General features: G+C 66.7%; 16 protein-coding genes. 5 read left to right on the forward strand and 11 right to left on the reverse strand.

Translation table 11 applies throughout. The features are described from left to right. Positions 1-61: 61 nt before the first annotated feature. From AX708_RS09895 to AX708_RS21310, 7 genes are all read right to left on the reverse strand, one after another. Entirely contained in the window at positions 62-1,621 is a 1,560-nt protein-coding gene (locus AX708_RS09895; protein ID WP_066531754.1) for an MFS transporter, read from the reverse strand. 48 nt (positions 1,622-1,669) lie between these two features. Beyond that, positions 1,670-2,362 (reverse strand): 7-cyano-7-deazaguanine synthase QueC, encoded by a 693-nt coding sequence (queC, locus tag AX708_RS09900; RefSeq protein ID WP_066531756.1) that lies wholly within the window; start codon positions 2,360-2,362, stop codon positions 1,670-1,672. A gap of 46 nt (positions 2,363-2,408) precedes the next feature. Continuing rightward, entirely contained in the window at positions 2,409-2,828 is a 420-nt protein-coding gene (locus tag AX708_RS09905) for a hypothetical protein (protein ID WP_066531759.1), read from the reverse strand. A gap of 86 nt (positions 2,829-2,914) precedes the next feature. After that, positions 2,915-3,826 (reverse strand): Hsp33 family molecular chaperone HslO, encoded by a 912-nt coding sequence (locus AX708_RS09910; protein ID WP_066531765.1) that lies wholly within the window; start codon positions 3,824-3,826, stop codon positions 2,915-2,917. Positions 3,827-3,869: 43 nt separating this feature from the next. Continuing rightward, entirely contained in the window at positions 3,870-4,820 is a 951-nt protein-coding gene (gene argF / locus AX708_RS09915) for an ornithine carbamoyltransferase (protein WP_066531766.1), read from the reverse strand. Beyond that, positions 4,817-6,013 carry an aspartate aminotransferase family protein gene (locus AX708_RS09920; protein ID WP_066531767.1) on the reverse strand — a complete coding sequence of 399 codons (1,197 nt, stop codon included), beginning with the start codon at positions 6,011-6,013 and terminating at the stop codon, positions 4,817-4,819. Before AX708_RS09920 ends, argF begins: the two co-directional genes overlap by 4 nt. A 135-nt stretch (positions 6,014-6,148) precedes the next feature. Continuing rightward, the gene (locus tag AX708_RS21310; protein WP_066531772.1) at positions 6,149-6,934 is read right to left on the reverse strand and encodes a cold-shock protein; all 786 of its coding nucleotides are present in this window, start codon (positions 6,932-6,934) and stop codon (positions 6,149-6,151) included. A gap of 283 nt (positions 6,935-7,217) precedes the next feature. Between AX708_RS21310 and AX708_RS09930 the strand changes: the two genes are divergently transcribed. The 5 genes from AX708_RS09930 to AX708_RS09950 are packed head-to-tail and all read left to right on the forward strand — an operon-like array spanning position 7,218 to position 10,953. Next, positions 7,218-7,649: a TIGR01244 family sulfur transferase gene (locus AX708_RS09930; protein ID WP_066531773.1), complete on the forward strand. Its 432-nt coding sequence runs from the start codon at positions 7,218-7,220 to the stop codon at positions 7,647-7,649. A 13-nt stretch (positions 7,650-7,662) separates the two neighbouring features. Beyond that, positions 7,663-8,082 carry a hypothetical protein gene (locus AX708_RS09935; RefSeq protein WP_197426226.1) on the forward strand — a complete coding sequence of 140 codons (420 nt, stop codon included), beginning with the start codon at positions 7,663-7,665 and terminating at the stop codon, positions 8,080-8,082. Further along, positions 8,075-9,034 carry a sterol desaturase family protein gene (locus AX708_RS09940; protein ID WP_066531781.1) on the forward strand — a complete coding sequence of 320 codons (960 nt, stop codon included), beginning with the start codon at positions 8,075-8,077 and terminating at the stop codon, positions 9,032-9,034. Before AX708_RS09935 ends, AX708_RS09940 begins: the two co-directional genes overlap by 8 nt. Positions 9,035-9,058: 24 nt before the next feature. Next, positions 9,059-10,645 carry a GMC family oxidoreductase gene (locus tag AX708_RS09945; RefSeq protein ID WP_066531783.1) on the forward strand — a complete coding sequence of 529 codons (1,587 nt, stop codon included), beginning with the start codon at positions 9,059-9,061 and terminating at the stop codon, positions 10,643-10,645. Next, positions 10,642-10,953, forward strand: coding sequence for a hypothetical protein (locus AX708_RS09950; RefSeq protein ID WP_066531785.1), 312 nt, complete (start codon positions 10,642-10,644; stop codon positions 10,951-10,953). The genes AX708_RS09945 and AX708_RS09950 overlap by 4 nt, the downstream gene beginning before the upstream one ends. A 134-nt stretch (positions 10,954-11,087) precedes the next feature. On the opposite strand, the gene AX708_RS09955 is transcribed toward AX708_RS09950, so the two are convergent. The 4 genes from AX708_RS09955 to AX708_RS09970 all read right to left on the reverse strand — a co-directional run bounded on the left by AX708_RS09955 (position 11,088) and on the right by AX708_RS09970 (position 14,729). Then, positions 11,088-12,506, reverse strand: coding sequence for an ammonium transporter (locus AX708_RS09955; RefSeq protein ID WP_066531787.1), 1,419 nt, complete (start codon positions 12,504-12,506; stop codon positions 11,088-11,090). A gap of 14 nt (positions 12,507-12,520) precedes the next feature. Then, a complete protein-coding gene (locus tag AX708_RS09960; RefSeq protein WP_066531788.1) occupies positions 12,521-12,859 on the reverse strand; it encodes a P-II family nitrogen regulator in 339 nt (112 codons plus the stop codon). A 182-nt stretch (positions 12,860-13,041) separates the two neighbouring features. Beyond that, the gene (locus AX708_RS09965; RefSeq protein ID WP_066531790.1) at positions 13,042-13,599 is read right to left on the reverse strand and encodes a pyridoxamine 5'-phosphate oxidase family protein; all 558 of its coding nucleotides are present in this window, start codon (positions 13,597-13,599) and stop codon (positions 13,042-13,044) included. 260 nt (positions 13,600-13,859) lie between these two features. Then, entirely contained in the window at positions 13,860-14,729 is an 870-nt protein-coding gene (locus AX708_RS09970; protein WP_066531791.1) for an alpha/beta fold hydrolase, read from the reverse strand. Positions 14,730-14,756: the final 27 nt, after the last annotated feature.

The following is a 14,756-nucleotide window of genomic DNA, read 5'->3' on the forward strand; positions in this document are numbered from 1 at the left end:
TGACCCGGACCTGGAGCGCGACCGGGCTTGAGCCTCTAGAAGGTCGCCGCCTTGGCGTCGCTCATGCCCCCGCCGTCGCCGCCGCGGCACGCTCGGCAATCGTCGCCTCTGCCTTGGGCAGTGAGCGATAGGCGTAGACCAGCAGCGCCAGCGAGACCGGTGCCACCCCGATCAGTGACAGCACCCCGATTCGCAAGCTCCCGCTCGCCTCGGAAATCGCGCCGACCATATAGGGCCCGAGCCCCAGGCCGACGAGCGTCGTCGCGAGGAAGAACGATGCCGTCGCGGTGCCACGCATGCGCGGCAGGACAAGGTCCTGCGTTGTCGCCGCTGCCGCGCCCAACGCCGTCGCCGCGAACATCCCCGCCAGGAAATTCATCGCGTAGAACAGCGCTGGCACCTCGGTGGTGAAGCCGATCCAGATCGGCACCACCGGCGCGAGGATCCCGAACATCACCACCAGGATCCGCCCCGAAGGATTGCGTCCGCGCAGCCAGTCCGACATGCGTCCGCCGAGGATCACCCCCAGAAAGCCCGACAGCGCCCCGCTTCCTCCGAGCACGAAGGCAAGCTCCGCCTTGGGCAGCTTCAGTACCGTTTCGGCATAGGGCGCCGCCCAGAAGGCGAGCGCATAGGCGCCGAGCGACACGAGCCCGTAGCCCAATGCAGTACAGATGAAGGCGGGCGTTCCCCAGATCAGCCGGAAGGTCGCCGGATCGTGGCGCCTGAGCGTCGAGGCCCACGAGAACACCGCGTAGTAGCCGAAAGCGATCGCCGACCACTGCGGCACGTTCCCCGTCAGCTCGATCATCCCCAGCGCGAAAGCGGTCATGGCCGCAGCCATGCCCGCGTTGACCAGCGCCGCCATCGGCCCGCGCCGCAGCGCGTGGAGCAGCGTGAAAGGCGGCAGCAGCATCGACAGGTCGACGAAGAAATCCGCAAGCGGGTGGCGAACGCCGCTCGCCGCGTCGGGCTGCCGCACCGGTTCGCGCAGCGAGGCGACCCAGCCCGCCAACAGCACCCCCGGGGCGCCCACGGCGAGAAACGCCGCTTGCCAGCCGACCAGCCCCCCGATCCCGCCCCCCGGGTAGGCCGCGTCCCAGACCTGCGAGATCTTCGCCCCGATCAGCAACGATACCCCGCCGCCCAGATAAAGCCCCGAGGAATAGATCGCGAGCGCGGTCGCCCGCTGGCGCGAAGGGAAGTAGTCCGAGATCAGCGAATAGGCGGTCGGGCTGGCGGTCGCCTCGCCCACGCCCACCCCCATCCGCGCGAGCGACAGGCTGAGGTAATTCCTCGCAAAGCCCGAAGCCGCGGTCATCGTCGACCACAGCAACAGGCCGATGGTCAGCAGCCGCACCCGGTTCCAGCGATCCGCGAGCCGGCCGAGTGGCACCCCGAACAGCGCGTAGAACACCGCGAAGGCAGCGCCCCCCAGGAAGCCCAGCTGTCCGTCGGTCAGCGCCAGATCGCGCTTGATGTCGACCGCGAGGATCGAGAGGATCTGCCGGTCGATGAAGTTGAGGATGTAGACCACAACCAGCACCCCCAGCACATACCAGCTGTAGGCCGACGCGGGCGCCTCGCTGCTGACGGGCGCCGCCGTGGTGTCCTCGCTCAAGATCGATCCCCTATCCCGTGTATTCGCTCGAGACCGGCGCGGAGCCGGTCAGGCGTTATAGCGGGTGCTATCGACAATCCCCGCCTCGGCAAAACCCTTTTTCCGCAAACGGCACGAATCGCACAGTCCGCAGGCCAACCCGTCCGGTGTCGGATCGTAGCACGACCAGCTCCATGCCGGGTCGAGCCCCAGACGCGCGCATTCGCGGGCGATGTCGGCCTTGGTCATGTGCTGGAGCGGCGCGTGGATCGTGAAGGGCGCGCCCTCCACCCCCGCCTTGGTGCCGAGCCGAGCGGTTTCGGCGAAGCTGGCGATGAATTCGGGGCGGCAATCGGGATAGCCCGAATAGTCGAGCGCGTTGACCCCGATGAACACATCGCGCGCCCCCGCCGCCTCCGCGCAAGCCGTGGTCAGCGCAAGAAACACCAGATTGCGTGCGGGCACGTAGGTCACGGGGATATCGTCGCCCACCCCGCTCTTGGGCACCTCGATGCTGTCGGTCAGCGCCGATCCACCGAAAGCGCGCAGATCGAGCGCGATCGGAGTGTGGCGCGCCAGCCCCAGCTTCTCGGCGATCCGCGCCGCCGATTGCAGCTCGAGCTTGTGACGCTGGCCGTAGTCGACGCTCAGCGCATGGACCGCAAAGCCCGCTTCCTGCGCCAGCGCGGCGGTTACCATCGAATCGAGCCCGCCCGAGAGCAGCACCACGGCGAGCGGCTGGGTTTGTGCCGGATCAGTCATCGCTGCGGCCCTATCACGCGGGCGCGCAAAGGCAATCCGGCGGCCGTCAGCACGATCCCGTGCGGCGCGCCTCGCCCGTCAGTTCGAACGGCATTCCGCCCTGGATGCCCTGGCTTTCGAGCTGCACCAGCGCGGGCGTCTCGCGCCGGATGCTGGTGCGGCCATAGCCGTTGCCGGGGCAGGTGTACTGCACCGTCACCCGCGCCGCGCCATCCTCGACCACGAACTGGCTGCACCCGCTCTCGCGGTGCATAAGCTGGATGAGCTCGGTGCCGGACTTCAGGCAGATCTTGCGATCGGGCGCGCCGCCGCGCTGCCGGATGGTCCATTCGCCCCTGGCAAGCGTGCCGAGCATGGCGAGCCCGTTGCCCTGCGCCAGCACCGGAACGGCCATGCCGATAAGCGCCCCGGCGCCCATCAGCGCAAGGCCCGCCATCCGCATGCTGCTGTCAGTCCGGTTAGTCATACACCCCCTAATGCCAGCTTTGCGCGTCCGCGCCTTGCAAATAATGGACGCATTTCTGCGCCTATCGCGAGATTTTCGACCAAACGTCAGATCGCTAGCGCGAACGTCTTGGAACAGAATGCACAGTCTACGGCGATGACTCCGTCGGGACCGCGCATCTCCTCCTGCTCTTCGAGCGGGAAACGGGCGATGATCGTCTCGTAATGCTCTGAGGAGCAGCGGCACCCGCGCGACAGCACGTCGCCTGGCTGGACGCGCACTTCGGGTTCCTCGTGAAACAGCCGCCATGCGATGCCCTCCAGAGACAGATCTGCATCGAGCAGTTCCTCGTGGCTGATCGTCCCTGCCAGCACAGCGACATGCTCCCAATCGGGATGGTCGAGCCGCACGTGGAGCCGCTCGCGCCCTTCCTCGCCATCGGGCAGGTGCTGCACCAGCAGCCCCGCCGCCATGCGACCGCCGGTACCGGCACGGCTGGCGACGCGGATCAGGGTCGGGATCTGTTCGGACTGACTGAAATAGCTCTCGCACGCCTCGGCAAGGCTGTCGCCTTCGAGCGGGACGATCCCCTGATAGCGCTGGCGTCCTTCGGTCTCGAAGGTGATCGCGAGATAGCCCTCGCCGAACAGCGCCGCGAGGCTCGGGTTCGCGCCCAGCGTCGCCAGCCGCTCGCCGTCGAAATCGGCGTAGCCACGCACCGCGCCCGCGCGATAGTCGCACACCAGCAGCTTGACGATCCCGCCCTGGGTCTGCGCCTGGAGGGTCATCTGCGCGTTCTCGCCCTTGAGCAGCCCGCCCATCAACGCGCCCAGCACCAGCGCCTCGCCCAGAAGGTGCGTGATCGGGGCGGGGTAATCGTGGGCGGAGAGCACCTCCTCGAGCACGCCTTCCAAACGCACCACCCGCCCGCGTGCATTGCGCGAGGGCAGGGTGAAGCCCATCAGGGTGTCGGAGAAGGTCTCGGGGGTCGTTTCGGTTGGGGCGGTCGTTTCGGTCATGCGCCGCCATATGGGGACGCAGGGCGAGCGGCGAAACCCCCCGTCAGTCCCCGAGCATCCCGAAGGCCCACAAGAGCACCGATTTCTGCGCGTGGATGCGGTTTTCGGCCTCGTCGAACACCACCGATTGCGGGCCCTCGAACACCTCCTCGCTCACTTCCTCGCCGACATGGGCGGGGAGGCAGTGGAGGAAGACCGCATCGGGCTTGGCGAGCGCCATCAGCGCGGCGTTGACCTGAAAAGGCGCCATCGCGGCGAGCTTTTCCGCGGCATGGGCCTGGCCCATCGAGATCCAGGTGTCGGTGACGATCACGTCGGCGCCGCGCGCGGCGGCCGCTGCATCCTGCGTCAGCGTGACCGTCGCCCCGCCCGCGCGGCCGAGTTCCACAAAGGCCGGATCAGGCTCGTAGCCCGCAGGCGTCGCCACGCGGACGTTGAACTTCATCAGCCCCGCCGCCTCGAGGATCGAGTGCAGCACGTTGTTGCCATCCCCGAACCACGCGACCTCAAGGCCCGGAAGCGCCTTGCCGTGCTCGATCACCGTCAGCAGATCGGCGAGGATCTGGCAGGGGTGCGACATGTCGGTGAGGCCGTTGATCACCGGCACCGTCGCGTGGGCGGCCATCTCCTCGATCTTGGCGTGATCGTCGGTGCGCAGCATGATGCCGTCCACCATGCGGCTGAGCACCCGCGCGGTATCGGCAATGGTTTCCCCCCGCCCCAATTGGCTCGAGGCCGAATCGAGCAGCAGCACCGTGCCCCCCAGCTGGCGCATCGCGATGTCGAAGCTGACACGGGTGCGGGTCGAGTTCTTCTCGAACACCAGCGCCAGCACCCTTCCGCTGAGCGGTGCATCGGCATCGGGCGCGCCCTTGGGGAGCCCTGCGCGCGCCGCCTTGCGATCCAGCGCATCGTTGATCATCGCCGCGATATCGTCACCCCCGGCATCGCCGAGGTTGAGGAAGTGGCGCAGCGCCCCCGTGCCGCCGGTCATGCCGCTTCAGGCACCTTGAAGCTCGCCGCACCCGCCGAGAGCTTGTCGAAGAACTCGTCGATCTCCGCGTCACCGATCACCAACGGCGGGATGATGCGGATCGTGTTGTCGCCCGCGGCCACGGTCAGCAGTTGGTGATGATCGCGCAGGTGGACGTAGAACGGGCGGCTCTCCATCTTCATCTTGAGGCCGAGCATCAGGCCCTTGCCGCGCACCAGTTCGAACAGCTCGGGATAGTTGCCGATGAACTGTTCAAGCCGCGCGCGCAGGCGCTCGCCCTTCTCGGCCACGGAGGCGAGGAATTCGTCGTTCGCCACGGCTTCCATCACCGCCGTCCCGGCCGCCATGGCGAGCGGGTTGCCGCCGTAGGTCGATCCGTGGGTGCCGAAGGTCATCCCGCGCGCCGCCTTCTCGGTGGCGATGCAGGCACCCAGCGGGAAGCCGCCGCCGATGCCCTTGGCGGTGGCGAGGATGTCGGGCTCGATCCCGTAATGCTCGTAGGCATAGAGCTTGCCCGTGCGCGCGACGCCGCACTGCACTTCATCGAGCACCAGCATCAGATCATGCTCGTCGGCGAGCTTGCGCAGGCCCTGCATGAACTCCATCGAAGCGGGCCGGATCCCGCCCTCGCCCTGGATCGGCTCGACGAGGAAGCCCGCGGTGTTCGGCCCGATCAGCGCCTTGGCCGCTTCCAGATCATCGAACGGCGCATATTTGAACCCGGCGAGAAGCGGCGAGAAGCCGTGGTGCATCTTCTCCTGGTTCGAGGCCGAGATGGTCGCCATCGTGCGGCCGTGGAAGGCGTTGTGGAAGGTGATCAGCTCGAAGCGGCCCTTGTCGCCCCCCTCTCCGTTCTGGTGATAGGCGCGCGCGGTCTTGATCGCGGCCTCGACCGCCTCGGCGCCCGAATTGGTGAAGAACACCGTGTCGCCGAAGGTCTTGTCGACCAGCCACTGGGCGAGCTTCTCTCCCTGCGGGCTGCCATACAGGTTCGAGACGTGCATCAGCGTCGCCGCCTGCTGCTGGATCGCGCCGATCAGCCCCTCGTGCGAATGGCCGAGCAGGTTGACCGCGATACCGCTCGCGAAATCGAGGTAGCGGGTGCCGTCCTCGCCGATCAGATGGCAGTGCTCGCCGCGCACCGGCCGGACACCGCAGCGCGGATAGACGGGCATGAGCGGGGTGATGGACATAAGCAGCTTCCTGAATGTTCGTTGGATGGGGAGTTGAAACGCAAATGGCGGCCCTGAACCAGAGCCGCCATCCGCTTTACCGTTTAATCTTCCGCTTCCCCCTGGTCAAACCGCGGGGAGCGGAGTGCGGCCGGGTCAGCCTTCGATCGGTGCCAGATTGACGGCGGAATACTTTCCGCGTCGATCGACTTCGAGATCGAATTCGAACCGCTCGCCCTCGTTGATGGCCGACAGGCCCGAACGCTCGACCGCGCTGATGTGCACGAAGGCATCCGGCTGGCCGTCATCGCGCACGAGGAAGCCGAAGCCCTTCATCGCGTTGAAGAACTTGACCGTGCCCTTGGCGCGCTCACCAGTCAGCTCGCGCTGCGGGGCGGCGGGCTTGGCCGCCACGGCGATCACGTCACCCACGACCTGGAGATCCTGCGCCGACACCTTGCCGCCGCGATCCACGAGGTTGTACTGGAGCTCCTGCCCCTCGGCGAGGCCTTCGAGGCCGGCACGCTCGACCGCGGAGATGTGCACGAACACATCCTCCCCGCCGCCTTCCTGCTGGATGAAGCCGAAACCCTTCTGGGCGTTGAAGAACTTCACCGTGCCCTTGCCGGTGCCGACGATCTGGGCGGGCATGCGGCTGAAACCGCCGCCACCGCCACCGCCGCCGCCGGGGCCACGCGGGCCGCCGCCGAAGCCGCCGCCACCGCCGCCGCGCGGGCCACCGCCGCCGCCGCCGAAGCGATCACCGCCGCCGCCGCCAAACCGGTCGCCGCCACCGCCGAAGCGGTCACCGCCCCCGAACCGGTCGCCGCCGAAGTCGCGGGGCGGGAAACCGTCATTCCCGCCGCCAAACGGATCGAAGCCATCTTCGCCGAAACCGTCGCGCTTGTCGCGGCCGCGCCGGCGTCCCCTATCGTAACCCATAGATCAGTACGTACCTTGCCACACTGCCCGTCCTCCAATGCGCCGATGTCGTGAGCAGTGAGCCGCACCGGACACAGACGCGCCGAGCATGTTGTCCGGCAGCGCACGTGACTTTAGGTATAGCGCACAAAAGCCTGCTTTGCGAACGAAATAACCGGGGCCCCGCTGGCCTGCCCGCGCGTGCCCGTCAGGGGAACCGGGCGGGTCTTGTGCGGGCTGCGCCCAGCGGGCATGAATGGCGCGATCAATGACCCATCGCCCCCCGGCAAAGCAGGACGACAGCATGAGCGATTTTCGCCGCCTCAACGAAAATGTGTTGGTGAGCCCGCAGCTTGCGCTGGAGGATATCGCCGCTGCCGCCGCGCTCGGCGTCACCACCATCGTCAACAATCGTCCCGACGGCGAGGAACCCTCGGCCCCGCAAGGTGACGCCATCGAGTCGGCCGCAGCCGCGGCGGGGCTGAACTATGTCGCCATTCCGGTCGGCCATTCGGGCTTTTCCGAGCCGCAGGTCGATGCGATGATCGCCGCGCTGGATCAGGCCGAGGGGCCGATTCTCGCCTATTGCCGCTCGGGCACGCGCTCGACCCTGCTGTGGGCGCTGGCGAGCGCCAAGCAGGGCGCGGATCCCGAAACCATCGCCCGCGCGGCGGCGCAGGCGGGCTACGATGTCGCCCCGATTCGCGCGATGATCGACATGCTCGCTGCGCGCTGAGGCGCTTCCACCCGTGGCCCTGCTGACCCAGACTGCCGGCTCGCTAGTCGCGATTCTCGCGCTGGCGGGGCTTGCGTGGTGGCTGAAATTGGGCGGCGCGCCCCGGCTCGACAGCGCGGAGGCGGTCGCGCGTGCGGCAGGCGAGGTGGAGGACGGGTTCGCGCCGGTTGCGACATCCTGCGACGCCGAGGGCGCGAGCGCACTCGCCCGCGATGCGGGCGGGCGGATCATGGTGATCAGGCGCCACGGCAACCGGTTTGCCGGGCGCGTGCTGGGGCCAGGGGCCTCGGCGCAAGCGGAGGACCATCCGGGCGAGTTCAATCTGGTCGTCGATCCGGGCGAGCCGGGCTTCGGCAAGGTGTTCCTCAGCCTTCCGGACGCGCAGGCTTGGGCCGAGGCGATCAATCGGCTAGACGGGCGCAAGGATGCCTGACTTCGAGCCTGTAAAATACGCCATTCCCCTGTTCGTCATCGCGGTGCTGGCCGAGATGATCTGGGCGAAATTCCGCGCGCCCGAGGCCTATGAGCCGAAGGACACCCTCGTCAGCCTGATGTTCGGCCTCGGCTCGACCGTGGCGGGGGCCTTGCTGGGCGGCTTCGCGCTCACCGTGTTCATCAAGACCTACGAATACCGCGTCTTCGACTTCGGCCCCGAGTGGTGGGCGGTGTGGTGGGCCTGGCCGGTCTGCTTCGTGCTCGACGACCTCAAGTATTACTGGGTCCACCGCGCCGGGCACCGCATCCGCTGGATGTGGGCGAGCCACGTGAACCACCATTCGAGCCAGCACTACAACCTTTCAACCGCGCTGCGGCAGACATGGACCGGGATGTTTACCTTCGGCTTCCTCTTTGCGGTGCCGCTGGTGCTGCTCGGGTTCCACCCGGCGATGATCGCGATCTGCGGCGGGTTCAACCTCATCTACCAGTTCTGGATCCACACCGAGGCGATTGGCAGGATGCCGCGCTGGTTCGAGGCGGTGATGAACACCCCCTCGCACCACCGCGTCCACCATGCGACCAACCCGCGCTATCTCGATACGAACTACGCGGGCGTCTTCATCGTCTGGGACAAGCTGTTCGGCACCTTCACTCCCGAGGTCGATGACGAGAAAATCCGCTACGGGATCGTCAAGCAGCTCGGCAGCTTCAACCTCCTGTGGTCGGTATTTCACGAATGGATCGGGATGCTCTCCGACATCTGGCGCGCGCCGTGGAAGCACAAGCTTGCCTACCTGCTGCGCGAGCCGGGATGGAGCCATGACGGCAGCCGCGAGACCTCGGACATGATCCGCGCAAAGTGGCAGGCGCGGGTCGGCACCGCTGCGCCACAAACTGCATCAGTAGCTGATCGAAACCCGATTGCGGGGACGCAAGAAGCTGCTTAATCTCCCCCGTCAAAGGGAGAGATCATGGAAAGTTTCGACTACATCGTCATCGGCGGTGGCAGCGCGGGCAGCGCTGTCGCGGGGCGCCTTGCCGTCGACGGCACGCGGCGGGTGTGCCTGCTGGAAGCGGGCGGGCGCAACGACAACATCCTCGTCAAGACCCCGGGCTTCATGCCTTTCCTGCTCAAGAACGCGAACTACCGCTACGAAACGGTGCCGCAGAAGGGCCTGAACGGGCGCACCGGCTACCAGCCGCGTGGGCGGGGCCTCGGCGGCTCCTCGGCGATCAACGCGATGGTCTATATCCGCGGCAACCGCTGGGACTATGACAACTGGGCCGCGATGGGCGCGACCGGCTGGGGCTATGACGACGTGCTCCCCTACTTCAAGCGCGCCGAAGCCAACGAGCGCGGGGGCGACGACTTCCACGGCGCCGGTGGCCCGCTGTTCGTCGAGGACCAGAAATACGCCAATCCCGCCAGCCACGCCTTTGTCGAGGCGGCCGCCGCGCTCCAGCTGCGCACGAACCGCGATTTCAACGGCGAACGGCAGGAGGGCTTCGGCCTATACCAGGTCACCCAGCACAAGGGCGAACGCTGGTCTGCGGCGCGCGCCTATGTCGAGCCGATCCGCGGGGCAGGCAATTTCGCGGTGCGCACCGACACGCTGGTCGAGAAGCTGGTGATCGAGGCCGGGCGCGTCACCGGGGTGCAGATCCGGCGCGGCGGCAAGCGCGAGACGCTGCTCGCGAAGGCCGGCGTGGTGCTGAGCGCGGGGGCGTTCAATTCCCCCCAGATTCTGATGCTCTCCGGCATCGGCCCGGCCGCGCACCTCAAGGATCACGGCATCGACGTGGTGGTCGATCGGCCCGCGGTGGGCGGCAATCTTCAGGACCACATCGACTATGTCTCGGGCTGGGAGACGGAGAGCGACGTGCCAATGGGTCAGACCCTCAAGGGTACGCTCAAGATGGCCGCGGCGATTCTCGAACACCGCCGCAAGCGGACCGGCGTGATGACCACCTGCTATGCCGAAGCGGGCGGGTTCTGGACCGTCATGCCTGACAGCCCTGCGCCGGACGTGCAGTGGCACTTCGTCCCCGCCGTGCTCGAGGATCACGGGCGCGAGAAGGTGAAGGCGCACGGCTTCTCGCTCCACGCCTGCGTGCTCAGGCCCGAGAGCCGCGGGACGGTGCGCCTCGGCAGCGCCGATGCCGCCGCCGCGCCGGTGATCGATCCCAACTTCCTCGACGACGAGCGCGATATGGCCTGCTTGCGCGCGGGCGTGCGCCTGTCGCACCGCATCGCCGAAGCCCCGCCGTTGCAGGCCTTCGGCCCGCGCGACCGGCACCCGATCGACCTCAACGATGACGCCGCGCTCGACACGCTGATCCGCGCGCGGGCGGACACGGTCTATCACCCCGTCGGCACGTGCCGCATGGGCTCTGACGCGGACGCCGTGGTCGATCCGACGCTGAGGCTCAACGGTCTCGAGGGCCTGTGGGTGGCGGATGCGAGCGTGATGCCCAAGCTCGTCAGCGGCAACACCAACGCGCCGAGCATCATGATCGGCGAGCGGTGTGCGGACTTCGTGATGGCAGCCGAGCGGTGAACAGCGAACAACTCGCCGCCATTCTCCACGCAGGGGCTGTCGACGAGTTGGTCGCCACCTACGAAGGCTTGCTGCGCAATGTGGACCGGAACAAGGCAACTGATCCGTACTGGCAAGCTCTGCTGCGCCTGTTCGATACTCTCGATGAGGACGGACAAGCCGTGCTGGTGCGGGTCATGCGGCAGACCAGTGTCGATGCGGTGTCATCCGCCTTGTCCTTGCTCGAAGTGCACGACGAAGACCTCGCGTGGTCCGAAATTCAGGACGCTTTCCTGCTGATCGAGGAAGAGCATCCCTCCAACCGATAAAATAAAAAATGGCCGGAGAGCTTTCGCTACTCCGGCCTTATTCAGTTTGTTCGTTCGCAGGAGGAACAAGGTGAGGCGGGGGGAGGGGAGAGGGAGAGAGAGGCCTCCCCCCGCCAAGCTTGGTGGTGAGGGGCTTAGTTGTAAGCCCGCTCGCCGTGTTCGGAGATGTCGAGGCCGTTGGTTTCGGCTTCGGCGTCGGGGCGCAGCCCGATGGTGTACTTGAGTGCGGCGAACAGCACCGCCGACACGACCCCGGTCCACGCGACGGTCACGCCGACGGCGTAGATCTGGGTCATCACCTGGCCCGCGAGGTCGAACTCGCCAGCGACGGCCACCGGCGCGGTGTAGTCGATCCAGCCCTGCCCGCCGAGCGCCGGGTCGGCGACGATGCCGGTCCCGATCGCGCCGACGATCCCGCCAACCGCGTGGATGCCGAAGACATCGAGGCTGTCGTCGTAGTTGAGCTTGTTCTTCACCGTGGTGACGAAGAAGTAGCAGATGACCGAGGCAACGGCGCCGAGGATGATCGCGGTGCCGGGGTGGGCGAAGCCCGCCGCCGGGGTGATCGCAACGAGGCCGGCCACCACACCCGAGACCGCGCCGAGCAGCGAGGCCTTCTTGTGGGTGATCTGTTCGATGATCGCCCAGGTCGCACCCGCCGCCGCCGTGGCAACGAAGGTGTTGATGAAGGCGAGCGCGGCGAAGGCGTTGGATTCGAGCGCCGAGCCGGCGTTGAACCCGAACCAGCCGATCCACAGCAGGCTGGCGCCGATCATGGTCATCACCAGGCTGTGCGGCGGCATGGGTTCCTTCTTGTAGCCGATGCGCGGGCCGATCACGAGGCAGCCGATGAGACCGGCAATGCCCGCATTGATGTGCACCACGGTGCCGCCGGCGAAGTCGAGCGCGCCCCAGCCCCACAGCAGGCCGGTGTCGGTCGGCGCGGCGTGGAGGAAGTCAGGGCCGGCCCAGTACCACACCATGTGCGCGATCGGGAAATAGGCGAGCGTCATCCAAGCGACCACGAAGATGATCAGCGGGGTGAACTTCACGCGCTCGGCAAAGGCGCCGACGATCAGCGCCGGGGTGATGCAGGCGAAGGTCATTTGGAACATCACGAAGACCAGCTCGGGCAGGTACACCCCGTTCGAGAAGGTCGCCGCGAGACTGGTGACGCTGACCCCCTTGAGGAAGGCCTTGTCGAGCCCGCCGAACAGCGACGGGAAGGGCGTGCCGGTCGAGGTGAAGGCCATGGAATAGCCCCATCCGAACCACACCAGCGCGGCGACGCAGACGATGGTGAGCACCTGCATCAGCACCGAAAGCATGTTTTTGGCGCGCACCAGGCCGCCGTAGAACAGCGCGAGTGCGGGAACGCTCATCATCAGGACCAGCGCGGTCGAGACCATCATCCAGGCGACATCGCCCTTGTTGACCATCTCGGCGGTAGGCACGAACGGCGTCGGCGCCGCCGCGGGCGCGGCCATGGCCGGCGCGGCGAGCAGCGCCGCCCCGGTCGCGGCGATCGCCAGATTGGAGAGAATGCGCTTCATTGCTTTGATTCCCCTTACAGCGCGGTTTCGCCGGACTCGCCGGTGCGGATGCGGGTGGCGGAGGCGAGATCCAGAACGAAGATCTTGCCGTCGCCGATCGCGCCCGTGTTGGCGGTCTGCTGGATGGTTTCGACCACTTGCGCCGCGATCTCGTCGCTGGCAGCGATCTCGAGCTTCACCTTGGGAAGCATGTTGGTGGAATATTCGGCGCCGCGGTAGATTTCGGTCTGACCCTTCTGGCGTCCGAAGCCCTTGACTTCGGTCACGGTCATCCCGGCGATGCCGATGCCGCTCAAAGCCTCGCGCACGGTGTCGAGCTTGAACGGTTTGATGATGGCGATGATGAACTTCATCTGTGGCCCCTGTTGCACCGGATTTTTTCCGGCCGACGGACTCACAGCAACAAGCGTGCCAAGATTGTGTAACGGAACTGACGCAACGGAATCAGCGCGATTTTTCGCAACTGCGGGAAAATACCTGCCTAATTTACGGGCAGGTGATTAACGATTGGGCAATTTTTGCGGTCAGTCGTGTGTCATTCGCCTGCAATGTAGCGAGCCGTCGCGCGGGTCGGCAGGCCGTCGATGCTGCGGGTGCGGGTCGCCATCTTCGCTTCCCACTTCGCCGGGTCGGACTGGCGGTGCGCTTTCTTGAGCGTCTCGCGCTCGCCTTCCAGCGTCATGAAGGGCACGCCCCACCCGCAGGAGGACTGCACGCTCTCCACCGCGATGTCGAAGATCTGGCGGGTGCCGGGCATCAGGGTGAAGTGCGCCGCAAGATCGGCCCAGTCAGCGTCCTGCGGCAGCACCGCCCGCCCGCGCCCGTAGAGACGCAGGATCAGAGCGGGCTGCTGGAAGTTGCAGAACATCACCGTGATCCGGCCATCAGCGGCGAGATGCGCGTGGGTCTCGTTCCCCGAACCGCCAAGGTCGAGATAGGCGACCCGCGTCGGCGAGAGCACCCGGAAGGCGTCATAGCCCTTGGGGCTGAGGTTGATCCGCCCCTCGGCCGCCGCCGTCGCCACGAAGAACACCGGCTGGGCGGCGATCATGGCCATGTGCTTTTCGGTAAGCGCCTCGGTGAAATCGGCCATGAGCAGACCCTCCTTGCTCGGGTTCTAGCCCGTATCAGCAGGCTTTCCTACAGCCATGGTGCGGGGGTAGATTGCCGGCGGCTCTTTCGCATCGTCGTTGCCGCGCACGGAAGTCTGAAGCCCCACGCGGGCCGGTGAACGCCGTGCACAGTGTCAACTTCGGTTTTGGCGCGCAAATCTATGAAATAAAACAGATATTCCTGTAGGATTGCGAAGTTTACAGTGTCAACTTTGTAAACTTCGCCTCTCGCCCGTCCGGCTTACAGAAAATCCCGCAAAGTCTTGATAAAGCGGTCGAACTGGTCGTGGTGGAGCCAGTGGCCGGCCTTTTCGAACTCGATCACGCTCGCGGTCTTGAAGTGGGCGATCCGCCCGTCCTTCTCCGGGTTCGAGGCCCACGAATCCTCCCCGTAGAGCAGCAGCGTCGGACAGCGGATCGCGCCCCACAGCTGTTCGATGAACTCGTCGCCGATATCCTCGACCGGCCAGACGTTGAGGTGCGGGTCGAACTTCCAGCTATAGGTGCCGTCCTCGTTGCGGTTGACCCCGTGGACGGTGAGGTGGCGCGCCTGTTCCTCGGTGAGGTAGGCGTTCTCCTCGATCATGCGGGCGAAGGCGGCCTCGATGCTCTCGTACTTGCGCGGCGTGCGGCCCGCGGCCTTGCGCTTCTTCTCGATCCACTCGGCGAGGCGTTCGGGATAGGGCTGGCTGCGCTGCTTCTCGCGCCATTCGGGCGAGGGGCCGAGGCCCTCGATCGCGACGAGCTTGGTCACCATGTCCGGGAAGGCCCCGGCATAGCGCAGCGCGACATTCCCGCCCATCGAATGGGCCACCATCCGCACCGGGCCGACGCCCAATTGGTGAACCAGCTGGGCAAGGTCGTAGACCATGTCGCCCGCCGAATAGACCCCGTCCGAGACCCAGTCGGAATCGCCATGCCCGCGGTGGTCCATGGCGATGACATGGTAGTCCTCGCGCAGCGCCTCGGCGGTCCAGTCCCAGCTGCGCGCGTGGTCGCGGCCCCCGTGCACCAGCACCAGCGGCGGCTTCCCCCTGCCGCCCCAGTCGAGGTAGTTGAGCTTGAGGCGCTGCGAGATGAAGCTCTGCGAGGTCGGGCCGGTCGTATCCATGGACCCCGCCATGCCGCGAAGCCCGCG

Origin of the sequence: Erythrobacter sp. CCH5-A1, assembly GCF_001557115.1 — a bacterium.
Classification (GTDB): Bacteria; Pseudomonadota; Alphaproteobacteria; order Sphingomonadales; family Sphingomonadaceae; genus Erythrobacter.